The organism is Syntrophobacter fumaroxidans MPOB (genome assembly GCF_000014965.1).
GTDB classification, from domain to species: domain Bacteria; phylum Desulfobacterota; class Syntrophobacteria; order Syntrophobacterales; family Syntrophobacteraceae; genus Syntrophobacter; species Syntrophobacter fumaroxidans.
Genome location: NC_008554.1, coordinates 788,549 through 803,074 on the forward strand (window position 1 = coordinate 788,549; position 14,526 = coordinate 803,074).

The 14,526-nt window shown below is 60.4% G+C and carries 13 protein-coding genes; 7 read left to right on the forward strand and 6 right to left on the reverse strand.

What is annotated here, in order from left to right:
- Window positions 1–179 precede the first annotated feature (179 nt).
- The 4 genes from SFUM_RS21320 to SFUM_RS03385 all read left to right on the forward strand — a co-directional run bounded on the left by SFUM_RS21320 (window position 180) and on the right by SFUM_RS03385 (window position 4,112).
- A complete protein-coding gene (locus tag SFUM_RS21320; RefSeq protein WP_011697527.1) occupies window positions 180–833 on the forward strand; it encodes a sensor histidine kinase in 654 nt (217 codons plus the stop codon).
- A 330-nt stretch (window positions 834–1,163) separates the two neighbouring features.
- Entirely contained in the window at window positions 1,164–1,553 is a 390-nt protein-coding gene (locus SFUM_RS03375) for a response regulator (protein WP_011697528.1), read from the forward strand.
- A gap of 96 nt (window positions 1,554–1,649) precedes the next feature.
- Window positions 1,650–2,081, forward strand: coding sequence for a response regulator (locus SFUM_RS03380; RefSeq protein ID WP_011697529.1), 432 nt, complete (start codon window positions 1,650–1,652; stop codon window positions 2,079–2,081).
- 609 nt (window positions 2,082–2,690) lie between these two features.
- Window positions 2,691–4,112, forward strand: coding sequence for a glucosamine-1-phosphate N-acetyltransferase / UDP-N-acetylglucosamine pyrophosphorylase (locus tag SFUM_RS03385; RefSeq protein ID WP_011697530.1), 1,422 nt, complete (start codon window positions 2,691–2,693; stop codon window positions 4,110–4,112).
- 154 nt (window positions 4,113–4,266) lie between these two features.
- On the opposite strand, the gene SFUM_RS03390 is transcribed toward SFUM_RS03385, so the two are convergent.
- On the reverse strand, window positions 4,267–5,247 hold the full coding sequence (locus SFUM_RS03390; protein ID WP_011697531.1) for a deoxyribonuclease IV: 981 nt from the start codon (window positions 5,245–5,247) through the stop codon (window positions 4,267–4,269).
- Between the two features lie 281 nt (window positions 5,248–5,528).
- Here SFUM_RS03390 and purB point away from each other — a divergent pair, with 281 nt between their 5' ends.
- Entirely contained in the window at window positions 5,529–6,842 is a 1,314-nt protein-coding gene (gene purB, locus SFUM_RS03395; protein WP_011697532.1) for an adenylosuccinate lyase, read from the forward strand.
- A gap of 78 nt (window positions 6,843–6,920) precedes the next feature.
- Window positions 6,921–7,664 carry a creatininase family protein gene (locus SFUM_RS03400; RefSeq protein ID WP_011697533.1) on the forward strand — a complete coding sequence of 248 codons (744 nt, stop codon included), beginning with the start codon at window positions 6,921–6,923 and terminating at the stop codon, window positions 7,662–7,664.
- 233 nt (window positions 7,665–7,897) lie between these two features.
- Here the strand turns inward: SFUM_RS03400 and SFUM_RS03405 are convergent, their stop codons facing one another.
- Together SFUM_RS03405 and SFUM_RS03410 are read right to left on the reverse strand one after the other, a co-directional pair.
- On the reverse strand, window positions 7,898–8,632 hold the full coding sequence (locus SFUM_RS03405) for a hypothetical protein (RefSeq protein ID WP_011697534.1): 735 nt from the start codon (window positions 8,630–8,632) through the stop codon (window positions 7,898–7,900).
- Window positions 8,633–8,715: 83 nt separating this feature from the next.
- Entirely contained in the window at window positions 8,716–9,450 is a 735-nt protein-coding gene (locus tag SFUM_RS03410; RefSeq protein ID WP_011697535.1) for a hypothetical protein, read from the reverse strand.
- Window positions 9,451–9,960: 510 nt separating this feature from the next.
- On the opposite strand from SFUM_RS03410, the gene SFUM_RS21325 reads away from it, so the two are divergent.
- On the forward strand, window positions 9,961–12,051 hold the full coding sequence (locus SFUM_RS21325; protein WP_011697536.1) for a peptidase U32 family protein: 2,091 nt from the start codon (window positions 9,961–9,963) through the stop codon (window positions 12,049–12,051).
- Between the two features lie 43 nt (window positions 12,052–12,094).
- On the opposite strand, the gene SFUM_RS24080 is transcribed toward SFUM_RS21325, so the two are convergent.
- From SFUM_RS24080 to SFUM_RS03435, 3 genes are read right to left on the reverse strand one after another with little or no spacing between them, the layout of a single operon-like run.
- Entirely contained in the window at window positions 12,095–12,265 is a 171-nt protein-coding gene (locus SFUM_RS24080; protein WP_011697537.1) for a DJ-1/PfpI family protein, read from the reverse strand.
- A 25-nt stretch (window positions 12,266–12,290) separates the two neighbouring features.
- The gene (locus tag SFUM_RS03430; RefSeq protein ID WP_011697538.1) at window positions 12,291–13,079 is read right to left on the reverse strand and encodes an ABC transporter permease; all 789 of its coding nucleotides are present in this window, start codon (window positions 13,077–13,079) and stop codon (window positions 12,291–12,293) included.
- On the reverse strand, window positions 13,076–13,999 hold the full coding sequence (locus SFUM_RS03435) for an ABC transporter ATP-binding protein (RefSeq protein ID WP_011697539.1): 924 nt from the start codon (window positions 13,997–13,999) through the stop codon (window positions 13,076–13,078). The genes SFUM_RS03430 and SFUM_RS03435 overlap by 4 nt, the downstream gene beginning before the upstream one ends.
- Window positions 14,000–14,526: the final 527 nt, after the last annotated feature.

Here is a 14,526-nt window from a genome sequence, read left to right on the forward strand (position 1 = left end):
GGAGGCGGGCCTGCGCTCCGCCCCCGCTCAACGGGTTGGTCTGCCTTTGGTCCAGGAGGCGGGCTTTACGCCCTCCCGAATCGGCGCTTCGCGCCCGGGAGTCGAGCGGTGTCGGTCCCGATGAAAATCCTGTCCGGCAACCGCCGCGCACTCATACTCGCCAGGAGCACGGAGGGAAGATGGAACCGAAGGAATTGCAGTTCTTTGGGAGAGTCACCGCCGGTGTTACCCACGAGATGAAGAACGTGCTGGCGATCATCAAGGAGACCGCCGGATTGCTCGAGGATCTGCTGGCGGTAAACCGTGAAGTGGAATTTGCTCAGCGGGACCGGTTCAACCGGGGCCTCGCGAGCGTGATGGGCCAGGTGCGCCGGGGCGTCGAGCTTTCGGACCGGTTGAACCGGTTCGCTCACACTCCCGATGAGTCCAGGGCGCGGGTCGACCTGCACCAGGCCCTGGAGGACGCCGTGTTCCTGGCACGACGATTCGCCAGGCTGAAGCGGATCGAGCTCAACGTCGGATCGTCCGGGGACAGGCCCCGGCTGTGCGTCTCGCCGTTTCGGCTCCAGTCGGCGGTGTTCGCGGCCATGGAATGCTGCTGGACACGGCTTCCGCCGGGTACCGAGGTTGCGGTCGATGTCGTCGGCAACGATAGCGAAGCCATCGTCCGGGTGCATGCCACCGGAGGCGCGGACGATCGGGTCGGGCTGACGTGCGAAATGACGGGTGCCGCGGACTGGGAGGAGCTTGTCCTGTTGGCCGGAAGCATCGGCGCGACGGTCGAACCCGCCTCATCCTGTTTCGGCGTGGAAATCGCTCTGGTGAACGCGTAGTACCAGGTTTGCGGGCGCGGCGAGCATCATGGGCAACTACCTGGAAAATAGATTCCCGGGTGAGTCTGTTTTCATGCTTCGCGGGTGTCGCAGGGGGCATGGATAATTGCGTTCAAGATGGGTGCATGGGGCGGGAGGGCATAAAGCTCTCTCCTGCCTCTGACCGGGATATCGGTCGATAGGGGTGGGGTTTATCCCGATGAGCGTCACCTTCGGCCGGGCAGGTGTTGTGTAATCCTGAACGGACCTCGGTATAACAACGATGGACGCCGTAAGGTCGCCGGTTCCAGGGGGTGTTGCCGATTCTGAAGATTTTGGGGATGTATTGATTTGAGAATTCTGTTGGTGGATGATGAAGAGGAATTCGTGACCACGCTGTGCGAGCGGCTCAGGATCCGGGGATTTGACACGGAAGTGGCGTTGAACGGCGAGGAGGCGATTGCCTTGGTGGCGCAGAGGATTCCGGACGTGATTGTGCTGGATCTCAAAATGCCGGGAATCGACGGCTTGACGATTCTTGGGCGCCTGCAGAGCCGCCATCCGGAGGTTCGTGTGATTATCCTGACCGGACACGGCTCGGAAAAGGACAAGGATTGCGCTTTGCGCCAAGGCGCGTGCGGTTACCTGCAAAAGCCCGTCGATATCGATGCGCTTGTCGATGCCTTGAAGGATGCCTGTCGAGTGCCGGCGTGGAGCCCGGATGGATGCGAGGCCGGGTGATGCTTGCGCCGGCGTTTCCGGCCGTGAAGGCTGTTCGATTCGGTGGGAAGGCACGTAAAATCGTTGCCGTTAGTCGGACCCCAGGGAGGTTTGCAGATGAAAATCCGTGTTTTGATCATCGATGACGAAAAGGAATTCCTCGACGTTCTCGCCGAACGGTTGGAAAACCGCGGTTTCTCGGTGGTAAAGGCTCTGGACGGAGACGAAGGGGTTGGGATGCTCCGGGATACGGACGTCGACGTGGTGGTTCTGGACGTGCTGATGCCGGGCAAAGATGGAATCTCCACGCTCAGGGAGATCAAGACCCTGAAACCCCTCGTCGAAGTCATCATGTTCACGGGACACGCCACTGTTGAAACGGCGGTCAAGGGGATGGAGATGGGAGCTTTCGACTACCTCATGAAACCGACCGAGAACAGGGAACTGATCGAAAAGATCGTGAATGCGTATGTCCGCAAATCCGAACACGAAATGCGGATTCGCAACGCCGAAATCAAGAGGATCCTCCTGGCCCAGACGGAGGAATGACAACGGACCGATCGGCATGCCGGGGATGCGCGAGCGGTTTGTGCGTTCCGGCTTCCCGTTGCGTGCCGTCGCCAGTGCTCTTTCGGGTCTGTCGGAGCCGCGGCATCATCGCGATTGCACGGTCGGTCGCGCAGGCACTCGGTGTTCGTGGTGTTGCCCCCGAGCTGAACGAACTCTGACATGATGCGGTCAAGCCCTCCCGTGCATGCGATCGGTCGGGTCTTTCAGCATGTGCTCGGCGAACCGGCGTCTTCTCCTGCCCCCCCGTTGACACTCCCGTGAAACCTTGTATTATGAATCCTTGTTCCATCAGGCGATTGAGGTTCGCTTTCAATTCAACCGGTGTTTCATTTTGCGTCTTTCGGAGTGGAAACAGGCAGCCCCGAAAGGGGATGTCCCGTTCCTCGCGAGTCGAATTCGGCCGGGGCGGGTCTTCTCCTTTCACCCCGGGAGTGCAATGCCGCGGTTTTGCGGCCGCGGCGTCGGGGCGGTGCCGAGGATCGGCACGGGGTCTTTCACTTCCGAGTTGCCTTCATCTCAACGTGCCGACGGGTGGGGTTCTCAACGTACGATGCCGGCGGGCCGCCGCCGACCAGAAGAGGAGTGCGCATGGAGCAGCTGCAAAGACTCATAGGCCATGTGATCGATCGCGCCAACTTACACTTGAAGGAGCCGTTCACCGACGTGGGACCGTATGTGCGCGAGTTGATCCCCCTGCCGAGCTTCACCCGGCAGGGGGCTGTCTACGCCTTTACCGGGCACCATCCCGCACGTTACGTGATACGCGAAAGCAACGCGGCGGGAAGCTATTTCCTTGGCCAGTGTGTTGTGGAACGCTCGGTGCTTTTCCAAACGGACGTTCGCGGCGATGAACTGAAGTGCAAGGGGGATACGGTCAGTTGCTCCGGCATGAAGGTTCCCGTCCAGGACCACGAAGTGATCCATGTCCGGAACAGCTATCTTGTCAATACGCTCGTCCACAGCAACTGTCACGATCCCGGGTCTCCCGAGGTGTTCGACATTCGGGACACGATCGCCATGCATTACGCCAATATTCACGGATCACCCATCCGCGGGAGCTATCTCGGTCCGTTTGCCACCGTGGACCTGACGTCGGTGCAGGACAGCGTCGTCGGAACATTCTCCTACGTCCAGGCCGGAGAGCTGTATCGTGAACGGGTGGAGGACGGATGCGTCTGGGTCAGGGCGAAAGACAAGTTTGAATGCCGCTACACCTTCGATCGCGATGTCCTGGAGCGCTATGTCCGTTTCAAACCGGGAGGTGAGCCGGGCGGTATCATCGGTGATTTTGTCGCGCAGCGGAAATCCGATATCGATGCGCGGTTCGACATGGCCGAGGGCCACCCGGATGTCCCGGTTCCCGAACGTCCTTCGGTGAGCCGATTCGCCGTGGTCAAAGGGAATGCCCGCATCGGCTCCGACGTTCTCGTGGCCCAGCGGGCGTACGTCGAAGACACGGTCATGGGAGACGGTTCGAACGCTCAGGAGAACTGTATCCTGGTCGGGGCAAACCTGGAAGGACGGGATGTCACCGCGCACGGCGGCAAGATCGTATTCGCCAGACTCGGGAAAAACGTGTTCGTCGGCTTCAATTCCTTCCTCCGGGGTTCTTCCGACCATCCGTTGACCATCGGGGAACACAGTATCGTCATGCCCCACACGATAGCGGACCTCGATGAGGCCGTCGATATTCCGCCCAGGCACCTGGTCTACGGATACATCCGAAATCGGGCCGATCTCGCGGCGAACACCGTCAGCCTGGATGATCTATCCCGGTGCGACGGCGAATTGAAGCGCGGCAACCTGGTTTTCCGGGGGAAGGGAGCCGCCTTCGTTCATGGGTTCGAACACCGTATCGAGCACATCCTGGAAGCGAACGGAGCTTTGTTTGCGAGCGGTCACGGAATGGGGCACGCACAGAAAAACGCCAACATCTCCCACAGCGTTGTACGGCATATCACGGAAGGAGCCCTGCAGGGACTGCATCCCGCGATGGAGCTGCAGGCTTAGAACGGACCGGAAGGGCACAGGCGGCCCGGGAAATGACGCGCTGCGTCCCGTGCACGGGACGACGGGGACGGGTTTCATTTCGCCCGCCCCGGACATCCCCCCGAACGGGACTCCGGTTTGACCATGGTCCCGGCGGGTGAGATTTCCCTTTCGATCAGGTGTGACCGGAAGGTTTCCCTCGTTTGAGCGATCCCGCCGGATCCCGAGGCGTGGGGCGTCGTTCGCCCCCGTTTTCAGGATCGGCCTCTCGATCTTCTTCGAAAGGTTCGCTTTCAGAATCGTCAACGGATCTCAGCAACGATCGGAGCGTCGCCAGGTTCTTCCTGTCGTTGCGAAGATCCTTGCCCTTGGGAGTTTCGAGCACCATGGGATGTGACTCGAAACGGGGATCGTTGACGAGCAGGCGGAACCCCTGGAGCCCGATCCTTCCCCGACCGATGTGTTCGTGCCGGTCGACGCGGGAACCGAAGCCCGCCTTGGAATCATTGAGGTGAAACCAGCGCAGCAAACGGAGTCCGATGGTCTTTTCGAAGCGGTCAAACGTGCGTTCGTAGGAGCGTTCGTCTCGAAGGTCGTATCCCGCGGCAAACGCGTGGCACGTGTCGAAGCAGACTCCGAGGGGCCGGCCGGCCTTCGACTTCATCAACATGTCCGCAATTTCCTCAAATTTCGACCCGATTCCGGAACCCTGGCCCGCGGTGGTTTCGATCAACACGGTCACGGAGTGCGCTTTCGCAAGGGCACAGGCACGGTCCAGGTTTTTCGCGAAGCGGGCGATGCCCGTGGATATTCCCGCGCCGCGGTGAAACCCCGGATGGAGGATCAGGAATTCGATGCCCAGTTGCGCACACGCGTCGAGCTCGCTCGCGAATGCACCGACCGATTTTTCCGCGATGTCCGGATCGGGGGCGGCCAGGTTGATGAGATAGCTGTCGTGAGCGGCGACGGGGACATGAGCGAAATTGTCCCGTTCCTCCTGAAACAGGCGGACGGCATGGGCGCTCAACGGTGGGGGGTGCCACTGCCTCTGATTCTTCAGAAACACCTGCAGGGCCTCTCCCCGTACCTGCAGCAGGCGTTGAAAAGCGTTGTGCAGTCCTCCGGCGATGGACATGTGAGCGCCGAGCAGAGGCATGTTCGAGGACTCCTTTCGCAGGTCGCGGCAATTTCCGCGGGAGCGACGCGGAGGAACCGCGAAACGCTGTTTCGGTCGGTTGCCATCACGCCTTGTCTTGGCAAAGGATTTGCCCTGTGTTATAGGGAGTTCCGCGGGTTGGGCGCGGTGAAGCTCACTCTCCGAATGCGGAATTCCCCGGTTTTCCTTCCAGGCGCCGTGTCGATTTTGTCTATTGTATTCATCGAACGCCGCCGAGGCATCCGCACAACGCGAATAATCACGGTTATTGGAGCCGGAATATGATCCCACGCTATACGCGGCCCGAAATGGGCAACATTTGGACCCTCGAGAACAAGTATCGAAAGTGGCTGGATGTCGAGATCGCGGTGTGCGAGGTGCTGTCCGAAAGCGGGCGGATACCGGCCGAGGATCTTCGGCGGATAAAGGAGAAAGCCGCCTTCGACGTCGATCGCATCCAGGAGATCGAACGCGAGACCCAGCACGACGTGATTGCGTTCCTGACCAACGTGGCCGAGCATGTCGGCCCGTCCTCCCGGTTCATTCACGAAGGTCTCACATCCTCCGATGTGCTGGACACGGCCATGGCGTTGCTGCTCAAGGAAGCCTCGGATTTGTTGTTGCAGGATCTCGACCGGCTTCTCGAGGTGCTCGGGAGGAGAGCGTTCGAGTTCAAGGACACGGTCATGATCGGCCGATCCCACGGCATCCACGCCGAGCCGATCACTTTTGGGCTCAAATTCGCTTTGTGGCATGCGGAGATGCAACGGAACCGGAAGCGCATGGCCGACGCGCGGGAAACGATCCGGGCGGGAAAGATTTCAGGGGCCGTCGGGACCTATGCGAACATCGATCCCGCCGTCGAGGAGCAGGTTTGCGCCAGGCTGGGACTTGTGGCGGAACCTGTGGGGAACCAGATCGTCCAGCGCGACCGGTACGCCGAATTCTTCACCACCCTGGCCCTCGTGGGATGCTCCATCGAGAAGATCGCCGTGGAGGTCCGGCACCTGCAGAGGACCGAGGTGCGTGAAGCCGAAGAGTACTTCGCCGAGGGACAGAAAGGATCGTCGGCCATGCCCCACAAGCGCAACCCGGTCGCTTCCGAGAACCTGACCGGGCTCTCCCGGGTATTGCGCGGGAATGCGCTTGCCGCAATGGAAAACGTTGCCTTATGGCATGAACGCGACATCAGTCATTCTTCGGTGGAACGGATCATCGGCCCGGATTCGACCATTCTCCTCGATTACATGCTGGCCCGTCTGACCCGACTGCTGGACAAACTGGTCGTCTATCCCGCCAACATGCTCCGGAACCTCGACCTGACCGGGTCCCTGTATTTCTCTCAGCAGGCGATGCTGGCGCTGACGCGCAAGGGCATATCCCGAGAGGAGGCCTACCGCATCGTCCAACGAAACGCCATGAAGGTCTGGCATGAAAGAGGGCAACTGCCGGATGCGCTCAAGGCGGACCCCGACGTGATGAAGCACCTGAGTGCCGGGGAAGTCGATGCCATTTTCGACATGGGCTATCATTTGAAGCATGTGGACACCATTTTTCAAAAGGTGTTCGGGCGGGGAAGTCCACACCCTGTCTGAAGCCATTCAAAGAGTCACTGCCGGATTTCGGATCATCCGTTCAAGGTTCGAAGCACGGCGGATACAGGGGAGGCCCCCATGCCGCTGATCGAAAACGTGACGATGAGCGCCTTTGCCGAGGGACGGAAGACTTGCAGGACGGTCATTCTGCCGTGCGGCGCGGTCGAGGAGCACGGCACCCACCTGCCGCTCGGGACCGATGCGCTTCACGCCGTTGCGCTGGCCGGGGAGGTGGCCCGGGTGGCGGGCGTGTGGGTGGCTCCGCCGATCTATTACGGCCTGTGTCGCAGCGGCAGTCGGCATCCGGGCACCATCGGCATCAGGGGGAGCACGCTGCAGTGTCTGGTGGAAGACATCCTGCGCGGTTTTCACCAGCAGGGATTGCTCAACGTACTGGTGTTGAGCGGTCATGCGGGGTGGACGCACATGGCCGCTTTGGCCGATGCCTGCGAGCGGGTGCTGTTTGAATTCGACGACCTGAGGATAGCGGTCCTCTCGGTGCTGGATATCGGCGCGGCGGTGTGGACCGATCTGATTGAGACGCCCGGAGACTCCCATGCCGGCGAGGTGGAGACCTCCCTCATGCTTCACCTGCATCCGGAATGCGTCACGGGGAGGGCTCCGGAGGAGTACCCGACTTTCCCCAGGCATATCCTGGTGCGGAACAAGCAGGCCTTCTGGCCGGGCGGGGTCTGGGGAAACCCCGCGGCGGGCAACGCCGAAAAAGGTAAGCTCTTCATGGAACGCTCGGTGAAAGCGCTCGTCGAGATCATTGAGAAGCTGGAAAACTGGTCGGAACCTCCCGAATCCGATCCCGCCTGAGTCTCCTGCCGGAACAGGGGGGCCGGGACCGGATGTCGGGTCTGCTTCCCCGGGGCCGGGTTGTGTGCCCGGGGATCGAGGTCTCCTGGATTTCAATCAACGGAAAACCCCATAGAGAACCCTATCTCCGGCTCCGCGTGGCGAAATGATCACGGCACGGAAGGCAAGCCCTTAACGATCCGGGAGCCACAAACACTGGAGTGAAGGGGGCATGGCGGCGGCACACCCCGTTCTCAAGGGCTCTTATAAATAATTCCGAGAAACTCCGGGTTGGCCTGCGGCCACCACTTGTCCTGCGTCAGGTGCAGATTGACGTCAAATCTTGTGTGTGCGGGCACCGTCTCGGGGATGTCGATGGCTTTGGTTGCCGTCACCGTGCTGTGAGCCGGTACGGTAACGGACTTGCTCGCGCCCTGAAGTTCCCCGCTGACGATGGTTGCGTTTTGGATGGTCCGCTTTGCCTCGAGCATGATCATTACCAGCAACTCCTTGTCGGCAGCGGTGTCGTTGACGACATCGAACGTGGCGATCACCCTTCCGCCGGCGGCGGGGACGTTGTGCGTGGAAAGGCTTGCGTTGGCAAGCCTTATGGGGAGAGGGTTGAGGTAGATGTCGCCTACGTTCCTGATCGTGTCGGCGGCCAGGGTTATCTCGGTCCTGTTTTCGTACACGGTGGTGTTGTTGTAATATTCCGTCTTGTAATTATATCCCTCGATGCGCAGGCTGTACGTTCCCGCTGCAAGACCTTTGAAGAGAAACGATACGTTGGTCGTGGTGATGTGCGCGGTGCTGGTATACACCCAGCTTGTGCCGCTCTTTTTGTAAAGGGTCACCGATCCGTAAGTGGCCAAACCGTTGTGGGGAGGCGCCTGTTCGAGCACTCTCCCTCGAATGGTCGCGGCCTGAGTCGGAAAGCTGAAGGCCGCCAGAACTATGATCGCGCTCAGGAACAACGAGTATTTTTTCATTTTACCCCTCCTCGAGGCGGTTCAGTTCTTCGTGGCGCAGCCCGGGGTGCGGGCCGTCCCGGAGTCTGTGGAGCGCTGCAATCCTAGCGAAGCTTCGCAATATACCCGGCGTACAAAGAGTCGGACAGGGGCCTCCATTTGTCGAGGCCGAGGTGCAGTTGAACGTTGTAGTCGACGTCCGGGCTCGCGGACCCGGGGATGACAATCGAAACGGTCGTCGATACCGTCGTGTGGGCGGGGACCGTGACGGTCTTGCTGCCGCACTGGTGCATGGTGCGGATGTAGGTGGCGTTGAACGCGGTCCGCATTGCCGTCAGCACCGCCCTCACCAGCACGGTCTTCTCTGCCGTGGTGTCGTTCACGACATCGACCGTGGCGCTTACGGTTCCGCCGGAAGCGGGGACAGAATGAGAGGAGAGGGCGGGATTGTCGAGCCTGATGGGGAGGTCCCGAAGATAGATATCGCCTGCGTCGTAGGTGTCGTCGGCGGCCAGGGGAATTTCCGTTCTTTCGCCCTCCAGGGTGGTGTTGTTGTAGTACTCGCTGACGTAATCGTCTCCCGTAACGAACAGGCTGTACGCTCCCGCCGCGAGACCGCTGAACGCGAAGGTGGTATCGGTCTCGTCAACGGACGCGCCGCTTGCATAGACCCATTCGGTTCCGCTCTTTTTGTAGAGCGTCACGCGCCCATCCCTGCTCAATGGATTGTGGGGGGCCTTCGCTTCGAGAACGCTCCCCTGGATTGTGGCCCCCCGCACAGGAACGCAAAGGGCTGCAAGCACGATGACGACACTCAGCAACAAAGACACTCTTCTCATGATACACTCCCTCCGTGTCGGCATGGTCATTGGCGCGGCACACGCGCGGGGTCCGGCGGGACCGTGGTTGTCCGAACATAAGTCTTCAATTTCACAGCTTATCATCTTGCCGTTCGGAGTCAAACACATACGCAATCAATGAGTGCAGCTTAATCCGATTTAATCTGTCCCGCGCGGGTTGAACGGATACCGCACCGGAGTTCTGAACGGACGGATTGAGGGTCGAGAATCTTCGGCCGAACCGAAAGGTGATCCCAAGACGGTTTTCCTTGGAGGCGTTATCGGTTATCACCATTGAGCGATTCAGTACGGAAGACGGGGAGCGCATGATTCACCGCGGGGGATAAACCCCGTGCCTTTCCGACGGGTTGGCCGGCCTCCTGCGGGGCGGGCTTTGCGCATCCCGAATGGACGTTCCGGGCCCTGGAATCGCTCGACTTGGGGGTTGGTCGCGTCGTGCGACGACCCGTTGAGGCACAACATTCATTCAGTCCGGAGACCGTTTTGAAGATGGAATCGGGCAAGAGGAACGACAAGCTCCCCGAGCTTCTCGCTCCCGCGGGGCACATGGAGGGTTTCTTCGCGGCGGTGGATAACGGCGCGGATTCGATTTATCTCGGGCTCAAACAGTTGAGTGCACGGGCATCGGCCGTGAATTTCTCGCTCGATGAGCTTGCGCGGCTCGTTCCATATGCCCACGCGAGACGGGTCTCGGTAATCGTCGCCCTGAACAGCCTGGTGACCGCTTCCGAATTGTCCGGAATACCGGATGTGCTGCAATCGCTGTCGGATCTTCAGGTGGATGCGCTGATCGTCCAGGATCCGGGGGTCATTCACCTGGCGCGCAGGCTGTTCCCGTCCTTGAGACTGCACGCCAGCACGCTCACGACGATTCACAACAGCGCCGGGGTGCGTCAAATGCAGCGGATGGGAGTCTCGAGGGTGGTCCTGGCCCGCGAATTGACCCTGGACGAGATCGCCCGGATTCGCGCTTCGACCGGCGCGGAACTGGAAGTCTTCGTCCACGGGGCGTTGTGTTTTTCGTACTCCGGGATGTGCCTGACGAGCAGTTTCCGAGGCGGTCACAGCGGACTGCGGGGGCGGTGCGTTCAGCCTTGCCGGCTGCAGTTCAGGCAGGGCAGGAAAACCGGCTACTTTCTCTCCTGCAATGACTTCAGCGCGCTGCCTTTCGTGCCCGAGCTGAAGAAACTGGGACTCGCGGCTTTAAAGATAGAAGGACGCATGAAGCCCGCGGATTACGTCAGCCGGGTCGTCAAGGCCTACAGGCTTGTCCTCGACGCCGACGAAGCTCACACATCGGAGGCGGTCCGGGAGGGGATGCAGTGGATCGCCGATGCTCCGTCGAGACGGCTGGTTTCGGGCTTCTTGGAAAAAAACTTCAACGAGACCGTTTTGACTCCTCACAGATCGGGGTCCAGCGGTCTCTGGATCGGCACGGTAAAGAAGATCTCGCAGGATGGAGCGCATGTTTCGCTGAGGCGCGGGCTGAAGGCGGGCGATCGGTTGCGCCCGGAATCCAAGGAAGGGAAAGAAGAGCCCATCTTCAGAGTGACGGGGATTGCCGCGCTCGCCGGCACGCGGCTGGCTGCGGCTGAGCCGGGAGATGTCGTGGTCGTCAGCGGCAGGGGAGGGCTCAAGGCAGGCGACCGGTTGTTTCGAATCGCCTCAGAAAGCGCCGGGGCTCACACGACTGTCCCGAACCGGCTCAAGAATGTGAAGCCCCTGACCTACCGAAAGACTTTTTCCGACCCGGCCGGGAGGGCGGGAGCTCTCGGCGAACGCCCGGAAGCCGGTGGTGTCGAACGACAGGAGGAGCGTCTCACCATCAAGACGGGAACACTCCATCACATGGCCGAAGCATTCAAGAGCAACCCCTGGCGGGTCCTGCTCACGGCTACCAGGACGAATCTCGAGCGCATGGCGAGGCAGCGGCTGCCGAAGGCTCAAAAGAGCCGCTTCGTGTGGTCGTTGCCGCCGTTGATTTCCGAAAAGTCCGACCTCGAATACTACGCGCGCGCCGTCAACTGGTTTGTCGACAAGGGCTTTCTGCTCTGGGAATTGAACAACTGGGGTCACTTCGATCTGTTCGCCGAAAGGCAGGGTCCGGGATTCATCGCCGGTCCCCGGTTCAACCTGCGCAACGGGGCGGCGCTGGCTGCCATGGCGGAGGAAGGTTGCCGCTGGAGTGTGCTCTCCCCCGAAATCACCTTCAAGGAATTGCAGCTCCTGGGCCGCATGCCCCTCCCCTCGCAGCCGATCGTCAGTGTGTATTCATGGCCGCCGCTCTTCACTTCAAGGCTGACTCCGAAACTCGAAGAAGGCAAACCCTTCTCGACCCTGCGCGGGGACGTCTACATGATGGAAAGGAAATCCGACGGCACCCGCGTCTACGCGGATCATCCCGTTTGCTGGTTCGACAGGTTGTCCCGTTTGCGCGAGGCGGGGCACCGCCATTTTCTCATCGATATCAGTGAAGCACCGGACGAGAAGGCCCTGGAGTTTCACAAGCTCATTCTCGGGTTCAGACGATCCAGATTCGAAGGGACCTGCCATCCGTTCAACTTCGACCGCGAACCCTGATTTCGGCTGGAGCCGCGCGAAGAAGACTCCTCCCGGGTTCGGCTCAATTCAATTTCCTTAACGACACCTCGAGATATGCCGGGAGAGCTGCCGGATCACGGCCGGACACCACGTTCCGGTCTTCCATCATCTCACGATCGAAGCATTCGGCTCCGGCGTTCCTGACGTCCACGGCCGCCGATTTCCACCCGGTCACCGTCCTTCCCGCGGGCACCTCGGGGGTGCGGCAGTTGCGGACTTCAGTGGATGAGGCGTCGCTTCATGACAATCAGCGCCAGGGGAAAGAAAACGAGGCAGCAGGCAACCAGATAGGCAAGTCCCCACAGGATTTCGACCCGAAACACCCCGAGGCAGAGCCAGCGGGTCGCCTGCACCAGGTGCGTCAACGGGAAAAGAAGAGCCAGCTTCTGCGCCCACCCGGGCAGACCTTCCATGGGGAAAAAGGTCCCGCTGAACAGAAACATGGGCGAAATGAACAGGAATATCGGCAGATTGAACATGTCGATGCTCGGAATGACGCCTGTGAAAACCATCCCGATGGCGCCGAACGCTATGCCGCCAAGGAAAGACAGCGGGATGACGAGCAACCCCTCCGGGTAGCGCACCAGGCCGAACGCGCTGACCACGCCCAGCATAATCACCGTGGCGATGAGGGACTTGGTGGCGCCCCACATGATTTCTCCCGTGATCACTTCATCGAGGGAAAGCGGCGTGGCCAGCATCGCATCGAACGTCTTTTGATAATACATACGCACGAAGGAGGTGTAGGTATTTTCGAAAAAGGCGTTGTACATCATCGTGATGGCGAGCAGGGAAGGGGTGATGAAGACGACGTAGGAAAGTTCCATTCCCTCGACGCGCACGCTGCCGATGAGCGCGCTCAGACCGATTCCGAATGCGGCCAGGTAGAGGAGCGGCTCCAGGAGCGGGGTCAGGAAGTTGACGAGCCAGATCTTCCTGTAGACGATCAGGTTGCGATGCCAGACGCGGATGAACCGCCGCGACACGTCGAACCGTCCGATTCTCATTCTCTCAGCTCCCTTCCGGTGAGCCTCAGAAAAACGTCTTCCAGGGTGGCCATGCGTCGGATGCAGTTTTCCCCGCAATAATCCATGCCGATGCTTTCGAAGAGCCGGTCGTTTTCGCCGCCGTAGATGATAAGCCGGTGGTCGAGGTTGTCGTGCATCAATTCCCGTGCCCGGACGAACGCGCGCAGTTCGTCGGCGGGTTCCAGGATTTCGAGAACGTGGTGTCCGGCATATTCGCGCACCAGATCGAGGGGGCTTCCCGTGACCAGTATTTTGCCGTGATCCATGATGATGAGCCGGTCGCAAAGCCTGGCGGCCTCATCCATGTTGTGCGTGGTGAGCAGGATGGACAGCCCCTGAGCTCTCAGCTTCTCGAGTTTTTCCCAAACCTGGTGCCGCGATTGAGGATCGAGCCCCGTGGTGGGCTCATCCAGGATCAGGAGCTGCGGGTCGTTGATCAGGGCGCGGGCAAGGACCATTCGCCGCATCATGCCCCCGGAGAGGCTGCTCACCATGTCGTTTCGACGGTGATCGAGCGCCATGAACCGCAGGAGCTGATCGGCTTTTTCCCGTGCCGCGCCGCGGGGAATGTCGAAGTAGCCCGCGAAGACTTCGAGGTTCTGCAGGACGGTGAGATCCGGATCCAGGTTGTTGTCCTGCTGGCAGACTCCTATGCCGAACCGGACCGCCCGCCAGCCGAAACTCACGTCGACGCCGAAAATCTTCAAGGTTCCCGCCGTGAGCGGCGAGAAACCGTAGACCATCCTTATGGTCGAGGTCTTTCCCGCTCCGTTGGGGCCCAGCAAGCCAAGGCATTCACCCGGCAGAAGGTCGAACGAAATGGCGTCCACGGCGAGAAAATCACCAAACCGCTTGGTGATGTTCCGCGCCTCGATGACTGGTGCATGAGCGTTGGTCATTTGTGCTGCCCCGGCAATTCCTTTCGCCCGAACGTCTCAGGTCGGCGTTGTTTTCGCGTGAGATTGAGGCTCCACTTCATGATAGCAAACCCGCCCGTTTCAGCTCAACCATTTATCCCGGTTTGCCCCGATGGGAATCCTTCAGTGCGGGCGAGGAGCATTGTCTCGAACACGGCCGGGGGTCCGTCCGGAGTGGTGGACGTGCGCGGGGAGCGCGGCGGCGTGAGGCCGTCGCGCTCGATTCTTTCATCGGGACGATGGAACCGACCGCGGTTCCATCCATTGACTTGTTCAGCCTTTACAAGGGACGCAAAGGTTGTGTTCGTCGACACACGCGTCACAAAACGTTCTATGGCAAATGCGGCACTCCGACACGGCGCTCTCGCGATCGTATTCCTCGCCGCAGGCGGCACATGCAAACTCCTGGTGTTTGATCGAAACGGGTTCCATCTCACAACCTCCCCGGCACCGGACCCCTTTGCCTCGACATCGCACCCCGGAACCTTCGCATCCAGGCATTGGCAACC

Excerpts from the sequence above, each read along its gene's own strand:
- SFUM_RS21320 (WP_011697527.1), top strand. The coding sequence starts at position 180 with ATGGAACCGAAGGAATTGCAGTTCTTTGGGAGAGTCACCGCCGGTGTT.
- SFUM_RS03380 (WP_011697529.1), top strand. The coding sequence starts at position 1,650 with ATGAAAATCCGTGTTTTGATCATCGATGACGAAAAGGAATTCCTCGAC.
- SFUM_RS03385 (WP_011697530.1), top strand. The coding sequence starts at position 2,691 with ATGGAGCAGCTGCAAAGACTCATAGGCCATGTGATCGATCGCGCCAAC.
- SFUM_RS03390 (WP_011697531.1), bottom strand. The coding sequence starts at position 5,247 with ATGCCTCTGCTCGGCGCTCACATGTCCATCGCCGGAGGACTGCACAAC.
- purB (WP_011697532.1), top strand. The coding sequence starts at position 5,529 with ATGATCCCACGCTATACGCGGCCCGAAATGGGCAACATTTGGACCCTC.
- SFUM_RS03400 (WP_011697533.1), top strand. The coding sequence starts at position 6,921 with ATGCCGCTGATCGAAAACGTGACGATGAGCGCCTTTGCCGAGGGACGG.
- SFUM_RS03405 (WP_011697534.1), bottom strand. The coding sequence starts at position 8,632 with ATGAAAAAATACTCGTTGTTCCTGAGCGCGATCATAGTTCTGGCGGCC.
- SFUM_RS03410 (WP_011697535.1), bottom strand. The coding sequence starts at position 9,450 with ATGAGAAGAGTGTCTTTGTTGCTGAGTGTCGTCATCGTGCTTGCAGCC.
- SFUM_RS21325 (WP_011697536.1), top strand. The coding sequence starts at position 9,961 with ATGGAATCGGGCAAGAGGAACGACAAGCTCCCCGAGCTTCTCGCTCCC.
- SFUM_RS03430 (WP_011697538.1), bottom strand. The coding sequence starts at position 13,079 with ATGAGAATCGGACGGTTCGACGTGTCGCGGCGGTTCATCCGCGTCTGG.
- SFUM_RS03435 (WP_011697539.1), bottom strand. The coding sequence starts at position 13,999 with ATGACCAACGCTCATGCACCAGTCATCGAGGCGCGGAACATCACCAAG.